General features: G+C 55.9%; 20 protein-coding genes. 16 read left to right on the top strand and 4 right to left on the bottom strand.

The annotated features are described in order from the left end of the window. Positions 1–48: 48 nt before the first annotated feature. The gene (locus PFRI_RS06185) at positions 49–477 is read right to left on the bottom strand and encodes a MerR family transcriptional regulator (protein ID WP_072629831.1); all 429 of its coding nucleotides are present in this window, start codon (positions 475–477) and stop codon (positions 49–51) included. Between the two features lie 171 nt (positions 478–648). Between PFRI_RS06185 and PFRI_RS06190 the strand changes: the two genes are divergently transcribed. The 10 genes from PFRI_RS06190 (at position 649) to PFRI_RS21305 (ending at position 7,552) form a co-directional block, all read left to right on the top strand. Continuing rightward, positions 649–1,245, top strand: coding sequence for an SCO family protein (locus PFRI_RS06190; RefSeq protein ID WP_072629832.1), 597 nt, complete (start codon positions 649–651; stop codon positions 1,243–1,245). Beyond that, a complete protein-coding gene (locus tag PFRI_RS06195) occupies positions 1,242–1,667 on the top strand; it encodes a disulfide bond formation protein B (RefSeq protein WP_072629833.1) in 426 nt (141 codons plus the stop codon). The genes PFRI_RS06190 and PFRI_RS06195 overlap by 4 nt, the downstream gene beginning before the upstream one ends. Then, complete coding sequence (locus tag PFRI_RS06200; RefSeq protein ID WP_072629834.1) at positions 1,664–2,323, top strand: DsbA family protein; 660 nt, start codon at positions 1,664–1,666, stop codon at positions 2,321–2,323. Before PFRI_RS06195 ends, PFRI_RS06200 begins: the two co-directional genes overlap by 4 nt. 49 nt (positions 2,324–2,372) lie before the next feature. Then, a complete protein-coding gene (locus PFRI_RS06205) occupies positions 2,373–2,816 on the top strand; it encodes a copper chaperone PCu(A)C (protein WP_072629855.1) in 444 nt (147 codons plus the stop codon). After that, the gene (locus tag PFRI_RS06210) at positions 2,816–3,439 is read left to right on the top strand and encodes an SCO family protein (protein ID WP_072629835.1); all 624 of its coding nucleotides are present in this window, start codon (positions 2,816–2,818) and stop codon (positions 3,437–3,439) included. Before PFRI_RS06205 ends, PFRI_RS06210 begins: the two co-directional genes overlap by 1 nt. Beyond that, positions 3,436–4,809, top strand: coding sequence for a M23 family metallopeptidase (locus PFRI_RS06215; protein WP_072629836.1), 1,374 nt, complete (start codon positions 3,436–3,438; stop codon positions 4,807–4,809). Before PFRI_RS06210 ends, PFRI_RS06215 begins: the two co-directional genes overlap by 4 nt. A 3-nt stretch (positions 4,810–4,812) precedes the next feature. Continuing rightward, the gene (locus tag PFRI_RS06220) at positions 4,813–5,262 is read left to right on the top strand and encodes a DUF411 domain-containing protein (RefSeq protein WP_072629837.1); all 450 of its coding nucleotides are present in this window, start codon (positions 4,813–4,815) and stop codon (positions 5,260–5,262) included. Positions 5,263–5,338: 76 nt separating this feature from the next. Beyond that, entirely contained in the window at positions 5,339–5,809 is a 471-nt protein-coding gene (lspA, locus tag PFRI_RS06225; RefSeq protein ID WP_072629838.1) for a signal peptidase II, read from the top strand. Continuing rightward, positions 5,806–7,383 carry an apolipoprotein N-acyltransferase gene (gene lnt / locus PFRI_RS06230; RefSeq protein ID WP_072629839.1) on the top strand — a complete coding sequence of 526 codons (1,578 nt, stop codon included), beginning with the start codon at positions 5,806–5,808 and terminating at the stop codon, positions 7,381–7,383. The genes lspA and lnt overlap by 4 nt, the downstream gene beginning before the upstream one ends. A gap of 1 nt (position 7,384) precedes the next feature. Then, the gene (locus tag PFRI_RS21305; RefSeq protein ID WP_170124819.1) at positions 7,385–7,552 is read left to right on the top strand and encodes a hypothetical protein; all 168 of its coding nucleotides are present in this window, start codon (positions 7,385–7,387) and stop codon (positions 7,550–7,552) included. A 159-nt stretch (positions 7,553–7,711) separates the two neighbouring features. Here PFRI_RS21305 and mntR read toward each other — a convergent pair whose 3' ends face one another. Beyond that, positions 7,712–8,173, bottom strand: coding sequence for a manganese-binding transcriptional regulator MntR (gene mntR / locus PFRI_RS06235; protein WP_072629840.1), 462 nt, complete (start codon positions 8,171–8,173; stop codon positions 7,712–7,714). A 92-nt stretch (positions 8,174–8,265) separates the two neighbouring features. Here mntR and PFRI_RS06240 point away from each other — a divergent pair, with 92 nt between their 5' ends. Genes PFRI_RS06240 through phnE form a run of 4 tightly spaced genes read left to right on the top strand, consistent with a single transcriptional unit; the run spans position 8,266 to position 12,558 of the window. Continuing rightward, positions 8,266–10,146 carry a cytochrome c peroxidase gene (locus PFRI_RS06240; RefSeq protein WP_240310633.1) on the top strand — a complete coding sequence of 627 codons (1,881 nt, stop codon included), beginning with the start codon at positions 8,266–8,268 and terminating at the stop codon, positions 10,144–10,146. Further along, positions 10,146–11,018: a phosphate/phosphite/phosphonate ABC transporter substrate-binding protein gene (locus PFRI_RS06245; RefSeq protein ID WP_072629842.1), complete on the top strand. Its 873-nt coding sequence runs from the start codon at positions 10,146–10,148 to the stop codon at positions 11,016–11,018. The genes PFRI_RS06240 and PFRI_RS06245 overlap by 1 nt, the downstream gene beginning before the upstream one ends. Next, entirely contained in the window at positions 11,018–11,800 is a 783-nt protein-coding gene (locus PFRI_RS06250) for a phosphonate ABC transporter ATP-binding protein (RefSeq protein ID WP_058314160.1), read from the top strand. Before PFRI_RS06245 ends, PFRI_RS06250 begins: the two co-directional genes overlap by 1 nt. After that, positions 11,800–12,558: a phosphonate ABC transporter, permease protein PhnE gene (phnE, locus tag PFRI_RS06255; protein WP_037207702.1), complete on the top strand. Its 759-nt coding sequence runs from the start codon at positions 11,800–11,802 to the stop codon at positions 12,556–12,558. Before PFRI_RS06250 ends, phnE begins: the two co-directional genes overlap by 1 nt. 32 nt (positions 12,559–12,590) lie before the next feature. Here phnE and PFRI_RS06260 read toward each other — a convergent pair whose 3' ends face one another. After that, positions 12,591–13,100 carry a L,D-transpeptidase family protein gene (locus PFRI_RS06260; RefSeq protein WP_072629843.1) on the bottom strand — a complete coding sequence of 170 codons (510 nt, stop codon included), beginning with the start codon at positions 13,098–13,100 and terminating at the stop codon, positions 12,591–12,593. Positions 13,101–13,287: 187 nt separating this feature from the next. On the opposite strand from PFRI_RS06260, the gene PFRI_RS06265 reads away from it, so the two are divergent. Continuing rightward, a complete protein-coding gene (locus PFRI_RS06265) occupies positions 13,288–14,502 on the top strand; it encodes an IS256 family transposase (protein ID WP_072629844.1) in 1,215 nt (404 codons plus the stop codon). Positions 14,503–14,603: 101 nt separating this feature from the next. On the opposite strand, the gene PFRI_RS06270 is transcribed toward PFRI_RS06265, so the two are convergent. Further along, complete coding sequence (locus PFRI_RS06270) at positions 14,604–16,085, bottom strand: hypothetical protein (RefSeq protein ID WP_072629845.1); 1,482 nt, start codon at positions 16,083–16,085, stop codon at positions 14,604–14,606. 146 nt (positions 16,086–16,231) lie between these two features. Here PFRI_RS06270 and PFRI_RS06275 point away from each other — a divergent pair. Continuing rightward, positions 16,232–18,432, top strand: a 2,201-nt coding sequence (locus PFRI_RS06275) for a DEAD/DEAH box helicase (RefSeq protein WP_175549231.1), incomplete at its 3' end; no start/stop codon positions are given.

Consider the following 18,432-nt stretch of genomic DNA (forward strand, 5'->3'; position numbering starts at 1 on the left):
ACCATTGTCGTTTTACACACCGTTTTGGATTGCGAGCAATTGGCGCGACTATGCGCCGATTGCATCGTGGTCGGTCAGACACTCTGAGTGATCGCGCAAGACCTCGAGAACCTTACAATCCGCGGTATTGCCTCCACTGCATTCGTGGATCATGCGCTTCAGTTCGGTCTGCAGCGCTTTCAAGCGATCCATCCGCAATTCGACCTGTTTGAGTTGTCGACGAGCGATGGAGTCGGCCTCGTGGCAAGATCGATCCGGATTGTCGCTAAGATCAAGTAGCTCGCGGATCGCCTCCAGCGGAAATCCCAACTGGCGCGCGTGTCGAATAAATGACAAGCGGTCGACTTCGGCGTCACCGTAACGCCGTTGCCCCCCTTCTGTGCGACCCGGTTCGGGCATCAACCCGATCTGTTCGTAATACCGGATGGTCTGAACTTTTGTTCCGGTCTTCTTTCCCAAACTTCCAATTGTAAGCATGTGACCTCCATATCTATAGTGTTGGTAGCTATAGCTATTGGCATGCACAAGCCACTGGTCTGTTCACGGGTCCGTGACAAACCGCCTCTGTGCCAAGAAACAGCTTGAACCTCTAGCAGCTAGACATTTAGAATTCACGAAAAATGGGCGGAATCGGGCGCAAAACGACCAATGAGATTATCTGCGTTACAAAAAGTGCTTTGGGGACTCGCTGCGATCGCGATCGTGGGGTTCGTCTGGCTGCAAGTTTCTACCAGAGTCGAACAGCGCGCTTATGAGCCCGCGTTCCGGGCGGATTTCGAACTGACCGATCATAATGGGATGGTCCAAACAGACGAATATCTCGCAGGGCGCTGGATGCTCGTTTTCTTTGGCTTTGCGAATTGCCCCGACGTGTGCCCCACAACTCTGGCGGAGGTAGCCGCTGTGATGGACGGGCTCGGCTCCGATGCGACACAAGTCCAGCCGCTTTTTATCTCGATTGATCCAGAACGCGACACGCCGCAAGCGCTTGCTGAGTTTATCCCATATTTTGACGCAAACATCATCGGACTGACAGGCACCGCTGATCAAATTGAGAGAACGTCCAAGACATTTCGCATCTACTACGAAAAGATTGAGGAAGCCGCTTCGCCCGACGGATACACGATGGGGCATTCGTCTCAGCTGTTTCTCTTTGATCCGCAAGGCGGATATGTCGGTGCCTGGACATATGGCACGCCGGCAGAGGAGATCCTTGCCGATCTGAAGGCGCGGATGTCGATATGAGCCGGGTGATGTCAAAAGAGACGGCTTTGACCGCCGCGTGGATCGTCGCTTTGGGGAGTTCCTTGGCCGTGCTCTATATCGGTGAGGTTCTGGGGCAGGCTCCGTGCAATCTGTGCTGGTTTCAGCGTGCGTTTATGTTCCCTCTGGCCGTCCTTCTGGGCCTTGGTCTGTGGTTCGAGGATCATCGGGTCGGTCGCTACGGCGTTGCGCTTGCCCTCGGTGGCGCTGCCATCGCGCTTTGGCATCTTGGTCTCTATACTGGAGTTCTGCCCGAGCCGATCCAACCCTGCACGGCGACTGGCCCGTCCTGCACCGGCGACAATCAGCTGTTTCTTGGAATCCCTATCCCGCTGTTGGCGCTGATTGCCTTTGCGTTTATCGGGTTCTTGTCATTTTTCTCTCTGAAGGAGCCGCGCGCGTGAAAAACAAATCTCTAGTTCTATCGGTCTTACTTGTCGGCCTTGCAGTCTTTGCCGCCGCCGTTTGGTATCAGTCCCGCCCCGCCCCGGTCGCTCAGGTCGAACCGGTCCAGCCCGAGGTCGCAGAAGCATTGATGCGTCCCTACTCCCCCATCATGGGACCGAAAGACGCGCCCGTGACAATCGTAGAGTTCTTCGACCCTGCGTGCGAAGCCTGTCGGGCATTCTACCCAGTGATCAAGGAGATCATGGCGGAGCACGGCGATCAGGTTCGCGTCGTTCTGCGATACACGCCATTTCATGGCGCCGCTTCCGAAGAAGCGATCAGGGTGATGGAAGCCGCGCGCATGCAGGACGTATATATTCCGGTCAAAGAAGCGATCCTCGAATTTCAGCCACGATGGGCATCCCACGGTGAACCAGCGCCCGGATTGATCCTTGGCATTGCAGAGCAGGCCGGTCTGAACGTAGAAGTCGCAAAAAACCAGATGAAAGCGCCCCAGACGCTCGCAATCCTTAATCAGGATCGTGCGGATGTGGAGACAATGGGCGTGCGTCAGACACCAACGTTCTATGTGAATGGCAAACCGCTTGACCCGTTCGGAGCCGACGAGCTGCGCGCCTTGGTTGCGGCCGAAGTCGCGGCGGCCGGGTCGTGATCAGAAGACTGATTTTAGGAGCAAACCTTTGAAATCAACCGTTGCAGCCATCGCACTTGCATTCAGTGTGTTTGTCGGATTACCGACCACCTCTTTCGCTGGCTCTGAGGATATTGTCGTTGAAGACGCATGGGCCCGCGCGTCCATCGGCATCAACCGTCCAGGTGCGGCCTACATGACACTGCGCAATACGGGGACCGATCCAGTGACACTGGTGGAGCTGGAAACGCCGCTCGCCATGATGCCTGACATTCATGAGACCAAGACCGACGCAAATGGCGTCAGTTCCATGGGCCCAGTCGGTGAAATCACCATCCCAGCGGGCGAAAGTGTCGCGCTTGAGCCAGGTGGCATGCATGCCATGCTGATGCGATTGCAAACCAAGATGGTGGAAGGCGAGACCTTTCCGCTGAGACTGAACTTTGCCGATGGCGGGACGCTGACCGTTGATGTTCCTATTCTTGGTATTGCGGCGCGTGGGCCTGAGGGGTGATGAGCCGACGCAACCTCTTCACCTATGGTGCCGCAGTCACCGTCGCGCTTGCGCTCGCGCTGTTCATCGGCTGGTGGCGTGTGGACGGTCCCGGCGCGCCTGAACCGGTGGCTCAGCGACCTTTGCCGCTTACCCAGATGGAATTCCAGATGACTGATCAAGGCGGTGAAACTGTCGGACCTGCGTCGCTTCTGGGCAATCCATCCATGGTGTTTTTTGGCTTTACATACTGCCCCGATGTTTGCCCCACCACATTGTCGGATATCTCTGGCTGGCTTGACGATCTTGGGGAAGCCGTCGCGGAGATGAATGTCGTGTTCATCACGGTCGATCCGGAGCGCGACACCGTGGACGCCATGGCAGAGTATGTCAGCTATTTTCACCCAGCGATCCAAGGCTGGAGTGGGACGCTGGAAGAGACAGCACGCGCTGCTGAAGGTTTCCGTGCGAGCTATGAGAAGGTCGCGACAGACGGCGACTATACGATGAACCACACGGCGAGCGTTTTTCTCTTCGATGCTGAGGGACAGTTTGCGAGCATCATCGATTACCATGAACCGCGAGAATTCGCAGCGCCGAAGATCCGCCGTGTTCTCGCAAGAGCAGAAGAAGAAACGTCATGAAATTGAGATACCTTGCCGTCGGCGTCGCAGCGGCAGGCGTTGCTGTCGCGTTGATAATGGGGCTCCCGACCAATTGGAAAATGGCACCTGTCCCGGAAGCGCTTGTTGCGGTGTCTGATTGGCAGCCCGCGCCGTTGCAGAGCCCGGCAATGCGAACTCAACCGCTGATGCCCTTCGAGCTAACGGTTGTTAGATCGGACACAGTCGCTTGGGCACCAGAACCGCCATCGCGTCCAGTCCTTGATGTGGCTTTGCCAGAGACCAAACCTCCAATGGAGATGTGGTCGGGCAGTTTGTCCTCAGGTGAAACCCTGGACGCCTTGCTATCCAAAGCAGGCCTCTCTGCACCCGATCGCGCCGAGGTGGCGCTGGCGCTGGCCGCGGAATATGACCTGCGCAAGCTCAAACCGGGATATGGGATTGAGGTTGAAACGTCGCTTTCGGGGTCGCTCAGACGGGTGGTATTGTCCGTCGACGCAGGCGTGCAAATCGAAGCCGTGTTTGCAGATGAGATTGCCATACGGAAGATCGTGCCTGAGCCCGACCTGGTTCTGCGTGCGGCGGACACGACGGTGGGAACCTCGATCTTTGCAACCCTTGCATCGGCAGATATTCCGGCGCAATTTGCCGTAGACTTGGCTGAGATGTTGGGCGGGACTGTCGATTTCCGACGTGATCTGAAAGGCGGCGAGCGGCTACAGTTGATGTGGCGCGAGGACACGCTCGGCGACCAGGTTATCAGACAGCCTCGCCTGTCTTTCGCCGCGCTGGCCATAGATGAAACCCTCTATGAAATCGTGTGGCCTGACGACAAATCCGGAAACGCGACGATTTTTGTTGATGGGGAATTGCTACGGGTGTTTGCACAACCCGTGAAGGGCGCGCGGCTGAGTTCGGTATACGGCAATCGCAGGCACCCGGTTTTTGGGGATGTGCGCATGCACACCGGGGTTGATTTTGCGGCGCCCCAAGGGACGCCAGTCTACGCAACGGCACCGGGCCGCATCTCGTTTATTGGGCGGCGCGGCGGCTATGGGCGCGTGGTCGAGATCGCGCATGGTTCCGACACCATGACCCGCTATGCGCATTTGAGTTCTACGCCTGAAGGTCTCTCCATCGGGGACCGGGTTGCCGCAGGCGACATGATCGGCCGCGTTGGCGCCACAGGCACGGCGACCGGTCCAAACCTGCATTATGAAGTGCGCGTAGATGGCCGTCCGACAGATCCGATGTCAGAAGAACGGCTTGCCGAAGTGGCAAGCGCAGAAGGAACCAATTCAGACATTGTGTCGCGCCTTGAAGACAGCCGAGCGCAGTTTTCAGGATTGCTGGACACCGACGTCGCCACCGCGACATCAGAAAGGCTCTAGAACATGAGACAACTATCGCTCGCAATTGCCTTCTTCCTCGGGCTCGCCACCCAGGCGCTCGCTGAAACCACGCCGATTGAGGTTAATAAGACAAATGGCTGCGGTTGCTGCCTTGCGTGGATGGAGCACCTCGAAGAATACGGTTTTGCACCCACCGACGAAGATATGTTCGCCGGGCTTCTCGTCCGCTTCAAACTCGACAATGGCGTTCCGCAACGTATGGTGTCCTGTCACACGGGTCTCATCGATGGGTACGTGATCGAGGGCCATGTGCCCGCAGATGATATTCGCAGGTTGCTCAGCGAGAGACCGGACGCTGTCGGCCTCGCGGTGCCAGGGATGCCGCTTGGCTCCCCCGGCATGGACCAGAGCCGCTGGCGCGAAGCTTATGACGTGTTTCTCATCAACAACGATGGAACGACGGAAGTGTTTGCCAGCTATCCCGGCGATTGAGGGCTCGCACTATTCAATTCAAAGACGCCCATTCCCGCGTCACTTTGCGGTCCCTGGGCAGCGTGAAGGCCAGAGCATGAAACACACGATAACTCTCGGGCTGGTGAGCACACTCAGTGCTGTCGTCGTGGATCAGGCGAGTAAAATGGCTGTCGTCGCAAACGCTTCTACACTGAGCTCCGGTGTTTCCGTCTTTCCTGGTTTCAATCTAGTCTACCATCGCAATGATGGCGTGACTTTTGGTCTGTTAAATGGTGCGCCATGGTGGGGGCTAGTATTACTGGCAACGGTTGTATGCCTATGGCTCGTAGTCCTGATGTTCAGAACGAAAGAAGAGGGCGAGGCCGTGGCCCATGGCCTGATCATTGGCGGAGCCTTGGGGAATGTTATTGATCGGATCAGAGTAGGCTCCGTCACCGATTTTCTGGACTTTTATGTTTGGGATCTGCATTGGCCAGCCTTCAACCTCGCAGACACCGCTATTTTTTGCGGTGTCGCCCTGCTGCTGGCCTGGCCTGGGTTGAAAAGAACCCAACCCGAGCAATGACAGTAACTGTCGGAGAGAAAGACGATAACCGGCAAGTCGCGCGTGCACCTCTGCTGGTTCACGCCGGGATAGGTGTTTGCCTCGGTGCGCTTACTGTCCTGACTCTTCCACCCTTCTCCTTTCTCATACTTGCTCCGGCGACCTACGGAGCCTTGTTTCTTATTTTGCGAGGGCTTCGCTCTTTTCGCGCTGCGGTCACTGGTTGGACGTTTGGTCTGGGGTATTTCGCCGCTGGGATCTTCTGGATCGCGGAGAGCTTTTTTGTGGATGCGGACCGCTTTGGTCTGCTTGCCATTCCTGCGGTCGCCGGGTTAAGCGCGCTGCTTGCGTTCTTTCCCGCACTGGCCTCTTTCGCGTTTGCAGTGTTGGCGCGGTCGCGATTGTCTGAAGGTCTGGCCAGCCCTCTGCTCTTTGCAACATGCTGGACCGCCGCCGAATGGTTGCGCGGGCATGTCCTGACGGGATTCCCCTGGAACCTGTCAAGTTATGCGCTCGTCGAATATGAGCCGCTGCGGCAACCGGCGGCGTGGATTGGCAGTTACGGTCTCGGCTTTCTCTTTGTTTTTCTGGTTGTTCTGCCAACCCATCTGATTGCCAGTCGCAATAGTAGACGTCCGTGGGGCCTGGTCTTGGCGCTTGGGTTTGCCGCAAGCCTTTGGGGTGCAGGGCAAACCCGTCTCTGGCTTGGCATAGAAGAGCCGACAAACATCACTGTTCGGATTGTTCAGGGAAACGTGCCGCAGCAAGACAAGTGGCGTCCGGAACTGCGAGAAGAAACCGTATCACGGTACATTGACCTGTCGAGCCAGGGTGACGTTCCTGACATCGTATTGTGGCCTGAAACGGCCTATCCGGGGTTTCTGGACGAGGTTGAAGCAGATCGTCAGAGGATCATGCGCGCGCTCCCCCAATCAAGCATCCTCATGACCGGTGTGCCAGACCGGGTCGCGTCGGGCGCCAACACCCTCTACTTCAATACCGTCCAGGCATATGACACAAAGGGGCGCAGCCTTGGTGGCTATGCGAAACACAAACTGGTTCCTTTCGGCGAGTATGTTCCTTTTCGAAAATGGCTACCGTTTGAGCGTCTGACCGAAAGTCTTGGGGATTTTACACCGGGCCCAGGGCCACGCACCTTAGCCTTGCCTAGAATACCTTTTGTTGGCGTTGCGATATGCTACGAGATCATTTTTCCGGGTCATGTGGTCGATGATGCCATTCGTCCGGACTGGATATTCAATGCCACAAACGATGCATGGTTTGGAACATCAATCGGACCGGAACAGCATTTGGCGGCGGCACGGATGCGCGCTGTCGAAGAAGGCTTGCCAGTGCTTCGCGCCGCAAACACCGGCATTTCCGCAGTCATTGATGCCAGAGGCCGCGTGTTGGCCAGCCTTGACCTTGAGCAGACTGGAGTCCTAGACGTGCCTCTGCCCCCGGCCCTGCCAAGGACACTCTATGCCCGCTTCGGTGACTGGACGCTTTTGTCGCTGGTTTTGACATGTTGGTTTCTGGGTGTAGGCCTGCCTGCTATCGCAAAGAAGTTATTGGCCACTCGGAAAGGGGTCTGACGTGATTGTAATCATTATGACATTAATCGGGGCGTTCTGGGGCGCATACCTTGCAAAAAAACGTAAAGGCAATCGACTTGACATCGCTCAACATGCTGCGAGTTCTGCCATTCTGTTTTGTTTGATCGGATTGTTTGCCACGATCATGATCGCCCGGATTCTTGGATAGTCTGGTTGTTGGGCGGCGTTGTGGGTAATTCAACCGGCTGTCCGGTTCGAGCGATCGAGTCCCCTTCGATGCTCGCTATGGTTCTCGTGATGGCGATACCCGTCCTGCAACTTTACTGAACACCAATGGTCGACGGCTCAGCCCATTTTTGGACCAGGATCAATCGGATCCCTTGATATGGTTTTCGAAAGCTATCAACGTTGCCTCGCTGACATGGTGTTCGATGCCTTCGGCATCACGCTCGGCCGTTACTTCGTCAATCCCGAGGCTTTGCAGAAATGCGACCACGATCCTGTGGCGCCTGCGGCAGGCCTCAGCGAGGGCCTGGCCTCTTTCGGTCAGGAAAATCGAGCGGTATTTTTCACGGCGCACCAGCCCTGCTTGCTTCAGGCGCGAGATGTTCTTGGTCACCGTCGGTGCTTTGACCCCCAGCCGCTCTGCGATATCGACCGGTCGCGCCTCCCCATGGGCTTCAATCAACTCCGCGATCAGCTCCACATAATCTTCCGCCATCTCGCTTTCATGCGCATTGCGCACGTTGGCGAATCCGTCGGCCTGGGCTTCGGGATCGCGGGAATCAGGCGTGAAATCTTCACGCGTCTGTGATGCGCCGGACGACATATGACGACTTTGCCCGATGGTTGATGGATTGACAACAAGTTGGCTTTGGGTAGATAAGTTAGACACGTCTAACTTTTTGAATGGAGCCGCCTGTGATCCATCACGTCCTGCGCGTGATCCTCTACGCGATTGTCACCGCTTCGGTGTTGGCTGGTCCCTCTTTGGCAACACCCGCCAAGGAAGCCCCCTGGCTGCCCGAAGCGGCCGCCTATCGCCTGACGCTGTTTCTGGGCAATCTCGCGCCGGTCCCGTGGGACAAAGTGGAACAAGCCTGGACCGAGCCCTATCGCGGATCGGAGTATCGTCTCGGAGCCCTTGACTGGCTGGACCGAGAAAGCGCCATTGATGTCGGTGATCTGTCCGACGCGATTGGCAGGCAGGATCGGCATGCCGTTCATGTGGCAGCCACCCGCCTCATCGCGCTGAGAATTGAAGAAGAGCTGGATGCAGCCATTGCTGCCGATAACCCGGCGGTATCGCAACAGGCAGTGGCCACTGCCAAGGAGCTTTACCGCGCGTTTGCCGACCATATCAAAGCCGCAGACCCTGATGCGGCCCGGACACTGGGTCGGGCGTGGCTGGAACTCAACAATGCCACAGGCTCGGCCGGCGTGCTCGGCGCTGGCGCCAAGGATAGGAATGTTGAGGAAATGACTGCCGCGCGCGCGGAAATTTCAGCCTATCTGGCCGAAAATTACCTCGTCGCGGATCCTGCCCTGCGCCAGACGCTGACTGCCGTGCCCGAGGCGATTGCCCGAACCGGACAGCCGGTTGAATTGCCCGCCGCTCTGCCCCCCGGCTCAGACATCTTCGATCAGGACCCTCTACCACTTCTCGTGCTCAATTTCGAGGAGCAGGGGATCGACGAAACCGACCTGCCCCTCATCGTCTACGGTGACATGCTGTTTGACAGTGCAGAGATATTCGGCGGACCGGCCCGCGATCTGGGCATAGCCTGTTCGACTTGTCACAATCGCTCGGACATCAATCAGCGATTTTTCATTCCCGGTGCCAGTCACCAGCCCGGAGCAGTCGACGTGGATGGCGCTTTCTTCAACCCGATGTTCAACGACCGCCGCGATGATCCGATCGATATCCCAAGCCTGCGCGGGCTGCGCTTTACCGGACCTTACGGGCGAGACGGTCGTTTCGCGTCGCTGCGGGATTTCTCCCGCAACGTGATCGTCAATGAATTCGCTGGCGAAGAACCCACACCCTTCATGCTGGACGCACTCGTGGCCTACATGACCGAGTTCGATTTCCTGCCCAATTCCCTGGTCACCGGCGACGGCCAGTTGACGGAGGCCGCGCCGGATGCTGCGCGGCGTGGCGAAGAGGTATTCAACCGCCCCTTCGTCGGAATGGGCAACCAATCCTGTGCCAGCTGCCATACGCCATCCGGCAACTTTCTTGATCGCAAATCGCACGACATCGGATCGGTGGCTGCGGCTTACGAAGGGTCACATGCAGGTGCCCTCGACACGCCCACCTTGCTCGGTACGCTCTACACAGCGCCGTATTTCCACGACGGTCCCCTGCCGACGCTGGCAAGTGTTGTGGATTGGTTCGACGAGACAAAGAACCTTGGCCTGACCGATGCCGAGCGGTCGGACCTGACCGCCTATCTGGAAACGGTTGGCGCAGCCGATGAGCCATACGAGGCTTTCGATACCGCGAACACGCCCTTCCGTCTGGCCTTCGCCGAACTCACGACCTTTGCCTCGACGCTCGACACGCTTCTACCGAAACGCGATGCGCAGCACATCCTGGTCCTGACCGACACGGTTGCGGCCGATCTTGCGGCCGATGCAGGCACGATGGCCAATCTTTCGTCGCGGCCCGAGGTCTACGCACTGGCCGAGCGCTTGGCAGAGGTCGGCGCAGCCGTTCGGGCAGAGAACTGGGCGGCCGCGGAAACGAGTTGGAGTCTGTTCAAGACGGATGCCGCCGCCATAGAAGAAAAGGCGTTTTGATGATGCCTCGCTTGAATCGCCGTCACCTTCTTATTCTCGCAGCGGCCGGTCTTGTCTCGCAGCCGATGCCTGCTCTGGCGCAGTCTGGCCCGTTGCGCCTGGCCTTTATACCGCAGGAGAACCCCGACAAGCTTCTGGGCGATATCAAGGCGATCACCGCCTGGCTTTCGTCTGAAATCGGTGTGCCAGTCGAAGGGTTCGTTACCATCGACCACGCGGCGGCCGTCGAAGCATTGCGCAACGGCGATGCCGATATTTCCTTTATGGGTGCCCTACCCTTCGTTCTGGCCGAAAGGGAAATCGGTGCCATCCCGCTCTTGTCAGAGGTCTACCGCGATACGCCCAGTTATACGGGCCGCGTCTTTGTGCGCCGTGACAGCGGCTTCAAGATGCTGGCCGATCTGGAAGGTCGCGACATCGCCTTTGCCGACCCGATTTCGGAATCGGGATACATGTACCCCCTGGCCGAGTTTGAGCGCGCAGGCCTGGTATCCAGCCCGGATGCGGCAGAGGACTTCTTTGGCCGCATTTTCTTTGCCGGTGGCTACCAACAGGCAATGCAGGCGATGGCGGAGGGCCTGGTCGATGCAGCCGGGGCCAGCCAATACGCCGACCTTCTTCTCACCCCCGAGCAGCAATCTCAGGTTACTTGGATCGCGGAAAGCGATGCCATTCCAAGCCATGTCGTCATCGCACGTCCCGAACTGGACGCGGAGCTTCGCGAGAACTTCGTTGCCGCGATGATGAAGCTCAACATGCCAGAACACCGCGACAAACTCCGCTATCTCTACGGCCCGGATGGCTATGTCGAAGCCGACCCTTCGGTGTTCGACGGTGTGCGGACTATGGCGCAGCGCTTCGGATTACTATGATGCAGAACGCCATTCACATCGACGATCTGAGCTTCGGCCATCACGGTGCTGAGCAGCGCGCCATCGATCAGGTGTCCCTGCACATAGCCGCCGGGGAGTGCGTTGCCCTTCTTGGTCCTTCCGGAGCAGGCAAGACCACGCTTTTGACGTTGCTGGATGGACGGTTGCGCGATTGGCAAGGGCGGGTCTCTGTCCTTGGTGTACCATTCGAACCCAACCGTGCGCTGCCCTTGGAAAAGCGCGCTGAAACAGGTTTCATCTTTCAGGAGTTTGCGCTTGTCGAACGATCGACAGTGATGCGCAACGTCTTGAACGGCAGGCTGGGCCGGATGCCCGGCTGGCGCGCGTTGCTTGGCAACGTGTCGAAGTCCGACATGGACATAGCCCGATCGGCACTCTCCGACTGCGGCATCGCGGACCTCGCAGACCGGCGCGTGGACTCGCTCAGTGGCGGCCAGCGCCAGCGGGTGGCAATTGCCCGTTGTCTCGCACAAGAGCCTAAGCTGATCTTCGCGGACGAGCCGGTCAGCAACCTTGATCCGTCCAGAGCAGCGGACATCCTGACACTTCTCACCAGCGCCGCCCAGGCACGTGGGGCAACGACTGTGTTCTCGTCGCATCAACCGGAACTGGCACGGCGTTTTGCCGACCGTATCATCGGAATGCGCAACGGGCGGATCGTCTTTGATGTCGCGACGCACGATCTGACGGATGACGCGACGGCGGCGCTCTATGACGACACCGACCCGGCATCCGGCGCACGGCTCAAGGTCGTAAGCTGATGCGGTCGCGCAATCTGGGCGGGTTCTGGGCCGGGATGTTGGTTGCCGGTGTGGTGCTGTGGTCGCTGATCACCACCGATGTCGAACTGTCCCGACTGCTGTCTGCAGGCCCTCGCATTGCGGATTTCCTTGGCCGCATGTTCCCGCCGGATCCGACCGTTATGGATGAGATCTGGAAGGGGAGCGCCGAGACGCTGCGGATCGCGATCCTCGGTACTGTCGGTGCGGTGATCCTTTCCGTTCCGCTTGGCATCCTCGCCTCCGAGACGATGGTGTCGGCAACGGTGCACCGGCCGATCCGCACTGTTCTGGCATTTATTCGCGCGATCCCGCTGATCCTGGTGGCAATGCTGATGGTGGGCGCGGTTGGGCTGGGGCCATTGCCCGGCATCATCGCGGTGGCGCTCCACGCGACAGGCATGCTGGCCAAATTCTACGCCGAAGCGATCGATGGTGTGTCCCGCGCTCCGATTTCCGCTTTGGAAAGTGCCGGAGCCGGGCCGTTGCTGCGTTTACGCCATGCGATCTGGCCGCAAATGGCCCCTGTTGTAGCGCGGGACACGATCTTTCGGTTCGAGCTGAACCTGCGCGAGTCTCTGATCCTTGGCATTGTCGGGGCAGGTGGAATCGGGTTCTACATTCAGACCTATGTGCGCTCGTTCCAATACGACAAGGCCGCAAGCGTGACGATTGCAGTGGTCATCATGGTGATCGCCATTGAAGGGATCAATGTTGCGCTGCGCCGCCGGTTTGCCTGATCCGGTTGAGCTTCAGTGAGTCTCAGAAGCTGCTAGGCATAAATCTCGATAGGTGTCCCATCGCGCACCATTGCATAGACATCTTCGACCTGCCGATCGGTGACCGAGATGCATCCAGCCGTCCAGTCCCGCTTGTTCATCGGGTCGATGCCCTTTCGGGGACCGCCATGGATGAAGATATCACCGCCAGGAGATTTGCCCTGCGCTTCAGCAAAGGCGATATCCTCCTCGTTCGGATAGGAAATTCCGACAGACAGATGAAACAGGCTGTTCGGATTGCGACGGTCGATGGTGTACGCACCTTCAGGCGTGCGTCCATCGCCCTCGAATTGCTTGTGTCCTTCCGGCGCGAACCCCAAGCCAACCGGATAGGTGCGCAAAACGCCCTCCGTGCCATCAAGCACCAGCAGTCTTTGCGACTTGTAGAGGCGCACGCGCGTCACTTCTGGACCGTTGTACGAGCGAAACTTGCTGGCGCATCCCGAGAGAAAGGCCGCCACGCCACCCAAGAGAAAGAAACGTCTCGGAAGTCTGTCAATCATCACTGCTCGATGCCCCTTTTTCGGACTAATTGATTAAGGCAAGAATATTAAAAAGTTGATTTTGGATCAACCGTTGCCAGCGAGCGAAAGACTTTCCAACTGCTGCGGGCGTGCATGAAGAGAGTGTCCGACCTTCTGTGTATGAGTAATATGGCCCATGCTTCACCAACGAAGGAGCATGACTGCAATGACAATTTCCAAGGAACTACTGGACGAGCTGCTCAGCGGCGTTGAACGACCTGAGGATTTACTCGGCGACAAAGGCCTGATGAAGGAACTGAAGGTCCGGCTGATGGAACGGATGTTGGGCGCGGAACTGACCGAGCATCTGGGCTATGAGCCACATGGTGAGCCTGCCAGCCAGCAGGCCAACCGGCGTAATGGGGCGACGCGCAAAGTGCTGAAGGGCAACGACGGTGCGGTGCCGATTGACATCCCACGAGACCGGGAAGGCAGTTTCGAACCTGAGCTGATCCAGAAGGGCCAAACCCGGATCGACGGGATGGATGACAAGATCATCGGGCTTTATGCTGCAGGTTTGTCGACCCGCGATATCCGCGCCCACCTTGAAGAGGTTTATGGCCTGAAGGTTTCCGCCGACCTGGTCAGTCGCGTCACCGATGCGGTTCTGGAGGAGGTTTCAGATTGGCAAAACCGTGCCTTGGAACCAGTTGATCCTATCGTTTTTCTCGACGCTCTCAGGGTCAAAATCCGCGACGCTGAAAGTCGCCAGGTTAAAAACAAGGCCGTCTACGTGGCCTTGGGGGTCACCGCGGAGGGTGAACGCGAGGTTCTGGGCCTGTGGATCGCGGCCAACGAGGGGGCCAAATTCTGGCTGTCGATCATGAACAACCTGCGCAATCGGGGCGTCGAAGACATCCTGATCGCCGTCGTCGATGGCCTTAAGGGCTTCCCTGACGCCATCAACGCAGCCTTCCCCGATACGACTGTGCAAACCTGCATCGTGCACCTTGTGCGCCACTCCCTGAACTTCTGCGGCTGGAAAGACCGCAAGGCCGTGGCCAAAGACCTGCGTCGGGTTTATCAGGCGGTGGACGACGAGGAAGCCGCCAAAGCCTTGGATGATTTCGAAGCTGAATGGGGTACAAAATACCCCTCAATCGCGCCAAGCTGGCGGCGCGCATGGCAGGAGGTCATCCCGTTCTTTGCCTTCCCGCCCGCGGTGCGCAAAATCATCTACACCACCAACGCCATAGAAAGTCTGAACCGGGTGATCCGGAAAACCACGAAAACACGTGGCAGCTTTCCAACAGATGATGCCGCAACCAAGCTGATCTATTTGGCAATCCGAAAATTCGAGAACACCGGACGGTGTGTCAGGGAATGGGTTGCTGCCCGAAACCAGTTCGCTATTCTCTACCCTGAACGGTTCAACCGATGACCTGTTTCAACCGCATGGGCTAAGCCTCATACACAGAGTTTCGGATACTCCCCTCTAGCCTTAACTGATAGTTATAGATGATTAGGGCCTTAGCTAATCAACTAGCTAAGATACCTTCCTTTAAGGTCAGTCTCACTAGGTAAGGTATCATGCTGTTGGTAATCAGCAGCTGTAACACTCAGGGGTACCATAACCTCTATGCCACTAAGCCTCTTGCAATAGTCATGGATAGTCTGACGAAAGACCTCTGCTGCTATTGTAGCATCAACCCCTTTAACAATCAGACAATCATGTACTGGGTATGCGGGTATGCCCCGATCCATCAGGGCTTCTAGCGTCTCTAGGGCAATCTCAGATTCATGATAGCTTAGAAAGCCCGGGCCATTGATGTATCCATCAAGCCCACCCTTACTATCATACCTTGGCTCTAATGCGTTTAAGGCAGGTACCGTTTCTAATAACTTGTCCCTGAACATTAGCCATCCTTCAGGCGTCAGCCCAAAATCCTTCACAAGTTCAGCCGTGGCCTTGCTCTTCAATGGTAGGCCGCTGCCGATGAGAGCCATAACCACAGCCTTAGCCGCACCACGGTTGCGGCGTATAAGGTCTATTCGATCGATCGTCTGGTCGATAACCGTCCAGTGGTAGTGGATGTTTAATAGACCTGAGAGTTCTCCGTATACGTCAGACCAAGTATCATCAGGGCCCAGCCGTCCAAGCTTATAACCTAACAGACTGCTTAGAAGTGTGGGCTGGGAAGCGTTGATGTCTATCTCTACAATAGGCTGACCGTCGATCCTGCAATGAAGGCGGTATTCCTTCTGATCTAAGCCTGTCCATGCTCCATAGAGCCGGCCACCAGCATCAAATCTGCTGTCGTGGAACACACGTGTTGCAGAGGCCGCTGCATGGCCATTGGGAAGTTCCAGTGGGTGACTTCGATAGAACTCGTTTAGTCTCTGTATGCGGCTCTCTGAAGCTCTATGAACGTCTTCACCTAGAGCCTTGGCTGCTTTGTTATTCAGGAAGGGTTTGGGCAGTTTGAGGCCTGTGCGTCTATTTTTCTGCTGACGTGTTTCAGCCTTGTTCACTTTGAGTATTGGTCTTCCTACTTCAACAAAACGAGCCTGAGGCAAGTCTAACGGTAGCTTGTCTAAATCCAGCGTGTACATCGACATCAGCGGGTCTGTTTGCCACTGGCCTTTATCGTCCTTGTGCAGGCCACTTGTACCGGAGCCTTCAACTAGTTCGCCGCCAAAATGACCTATCAAATCGTCTACTGCGGTCTTAGCAATGTCTCTTCCAACCAATGGGTAACGTGACCAAGCTGATGCTTTGCGCTGAATACCAATGTGATGCGGTTGGCTGATATCTTTTGAAGACAGGTGTGCTTGGGCGGCTTTGAGCAAAGAGGCTAATACGATAGTATACTTATCAGCTTTTGGGCCAGAATTTGGATATCCCAACTGATCAGTTAAGAATGCTGTAAGTTGGATGCCGATCTTATTGTAGGGAAGCCAAACTGGTCTGACGACTTCCAGATTGTAGCTGCCTTTATCAAGGTTCTCAGTATCGATTCTCATAAGTCGTAACCTGATTGGTATGCTTAAATTACAGTATCACAATCAAGTACATACTCCCAAGTTGATACTATATAATTGGATTAAAGAGCTTGATGAGCCCAAGCCAGTAGGTCAAAATCCAGCAATCACCAAGCAGGATCATTTACATGGCTACCTTTGACGAGTTCATCACATCACTTCGCACTGAGTTTGGCGAACAAGGTGCGGGTAAGAAGTTCGAGGTCTTCTGTAAGTGGTTCCTTGAGAACGATCCTGAGTGGTCCAAGACTGTCGATAAGGTCTGGCTTTGGGATGACTATCCGAACAAGTGGCAGAGACAAGACTTAGGGACTGACCTCGTATTCAGAGACAACGAAGGCCTCATCTGGGCTGTCCAAGCCAAGTGCTACGGTGAGCATCGTACAACGACTAAGGGTGATATGAACTCCTTCTTGGCTGATACTGGCCGCAAGGAAGTTGATCGTCGTCTCTGGCTACAGACTACAAACAAGATGGAAGCCAAGGCTGACAAAACCCTCAAAGGACAAGATAAGCCTGTCACAGTCTTCAACCTTAACTCGTTCCGTGATGCCCCTCTTGAGTACCCAGCTTCATTTGCTGATCTCTATGAGGCGAAGGTCAAAGACAAACCCACGCCAGACCCACACCAGAAGGATGCCATTGAGGATGCTACCGCTGGTTTGAAGACCTCTGATCGTGGGCAGATGATTATGGCCTGTGGCACTGGAAAGACCTTCACCACCCTATGGATAAAGGAAGCACTGGACGCACACACGACATTGGTCCTGCTGCCGTCACTCAGCCTTTTGTCACAGACCATGCGGGAGTGGGCTTGGGCAGGTAACACTGACTTCGACATCCTGAACGTCTGTTCAGATAAGTCTGTAGGCAAGAAGACAGAGGACATGGACCCTGCTGATGCTCCGTTCCCTGTGACGTCAGAAGTTGAGAAAATAGCCAAGTTCCTGAAGCAGTCAAAGCCGAAGGTTGTCTTCTGCACCTACCAGTCGTCAGAACTGATAGCAGAGGCACAACTTGATGACACGGTTCCAGATTTTGACTTAGCAGTAGCTGATGAAGCCCACAGATGTGCAGGTAAGGCTGACGCAGGATTTGCCACTATCCTTGATGGTGGGAAGATTAGAGCAACCAAACGTCTCTTTACTACAGCCACACCACGTTACTTCGGCAAGACCATTAAAGACGAAGCTAAGGCAAGGGACTTGGCTGTCGTTGGCATGGACAATGAGGCTGTCTTTGGCCCTGTCATTCATAAGCTGACATTTGGTCAGGCCATCGAACAGGAACTCCTGACGGACTACCAAGTGGTCATTGTTGGTGTTGATGAGCCGATGGTTAGAGAGTGGATTGAGAACTACGAGATTGTTTCTACAGACCCTGATAACGAAACGGATGCGAGAACTCTGGCAGCCAAGATTGGTATGCTCAAAGCAGTCAAAGACTACGACCTCAAACGGGTGATCTCATTCCATAGTCGTGTTGCAGGAGCCAAGCAGTTCTCAGATGAATTGGTGGATGTTGCTAATCTGATTGAACCAGCTAATCGTCCTGAAGGCACGTTCTTGTCTGACTACGTCTCTGGTGAAATGAAGGCTGGAGATCGCAAAGAGAAGATCGACAGGCTGAAAGTCCTTGAAGGCTACGACAGGGGCATCCTAACCAATGCAAGATGCTTGGCTGAAGGTGTTGATGTACCGTCTCTTGATGGTGTTGCTTTCATTGACCCAAAAGGCAGTCAGGTAGAGATCATTCAGGCTGTTGGTCGTGCCATTAGGAAGGTTCGTGACGCTAAGGTCCAGAAGAAGGGTACGATAGTTCTGCCTGTCTTCATTGAGGATGGGGATGACCACGAGGCATCCATTGAGGCCAGTAACTTCAAGCCTTTGTATGATGTCCTGAAGGCTTTTAGGTCGCATGATGACGACATGGCCAGTACGTTAGACCAGTACCGCACCAACATGGCTAAGAACACCTCTCAGAACCGTGAGAGCATCAATGATAAGATCATCTTTGATATGCCTGTGTCCGTTGATGCTCAGTTCTCGTCAGCACTCAGGACTGTATTGGTCGAGGCGAGTACGGCTTCTTGGGAGTTCTGGTTTGGGCTGTTGGAGAAGTTCAAGGAAGCTAGAGGTAACTGCTTAGTGCCTCAGAGCCACAAGCTGGATGGATATAAGCTTGGAACATGGGTGAGTACCCAAAGAAAAAACAAAGACAGCATCTCCCCTGAACGTAAGCAGAGACTAGACGACATAGGCTTCATTTGGGACACTCTTAGTGTGGCTTGGGAAGAGGGCTTTAGCAAGCTACTTCAGTTCAGGGAGGC

Origin of the sequence: Planktotalea frisia (assembly GCF_001890925.1) — a bacterium.
GTDB lineage: Bacteria > Pseudomonadota > Alphaproteobacteria > Rhodobacterales > Rhodobacteraceae > Planktotalea > Planktotalea frisia.

Coding starts and splice junctions, on each gene's coding strand:
- PFRI_RS06220 (WP_072629837.1), top strand. CDS start 4,813: ATGAGACAACTATCGCTCGCAATTGCCTTCTTCCTCGGGCTCGCCACC.
- PFRI_RS06195 (WP_072629833.1), top strand. CDS start 1,242: ATGAGCCGGGTGATGTCAAAAGAGACGGCTTTGACCGCCGCGTGGATC.
- PFRI_RS06190 (WP_072629832.1), top strand. CDS start 649: ATGAGATTATCTGCGTTACAAAAAGTGCTTTGGGGACTCGCTGCGATC.
- PFRI_RS06270 (WP_072629845.1), bottom strand. CDS start 16,085: ATGAGAATCGATACTGAGAACCTTGATAAAGGCAGCTACAATCTGGAA.
- PFRI_RS06185 (WP_072629831.1), bottom strand. CDS start 477: ATGCTTACAATTGGAAGTTTGGGAAAGAAGACCGGAACAAAAGTTCAG.
- PFRI_RS06215 (WP_072629836.1), top strand. CDS start 3,436: ATGAAATTGAGATACCTTGCCGTCGGCGTCGCAGCGGCAGGCGTTGCT.
- phnE (WP_037207702.1), top strand. CDS start 11,800: ATGCGGTCGCGCAATCTGGGCGGGTTCTGGGCCGGGATGTTGGTTGCC.
- PFRI_RS06250 (WP_058314160.1), top strand. CDS start 11,018: ATGCAGAACGCCATTCACATCGACGATCTGAGCTTCGGCCATCACGGT.
- PFRI_RS06245 (WP_072629842.1), top strand. CDS start 10,146: ATGATGCCTCGCTTGAATCGCCGTCACCTTCTTATTCTCGCAGCGGCC.
- PFRI_RS06265 (WP_072629844.1), top strand. CDS start 13,288: ATGACAATTTCCAAGGAACTACTGGACGAGCTGCTCAGCGGCGTTGAA.
- lspA (WP_072629838.1), top strand. CDS start 5,339: ATGAAACACACGATAACTCTCGGGCTGGTGAGCACACTCAGTGCTGTC.
- PFRI_RS06260 (WP_072629843.1), bottom strand. CDS start 13,100: ATGATTGACAGACTTCCGAGACGTTTCTTTCTCTTGGGTGGCGTGGCG.
- PFRI_RS06210 (WP_072629835.1), top strand. CDS start 2,816: ATGAGCCGACGCAACCTCTTCACCTATGGTGCCGCAGTCACCGTCGCG.
- lnt (WP_072629839.1), top strand. CDS start 5,806: ATGACAGTAACTGTCGGAGAGAAAGACGATAACCGGCAAGTCGCGCGT.
- mntR (WP_072629840.1), bottom strand. CDS start 8,173: ATGTCGTCCGGCGCATCACAGACGCGTGAAGATTTCACGCCTGATTCC.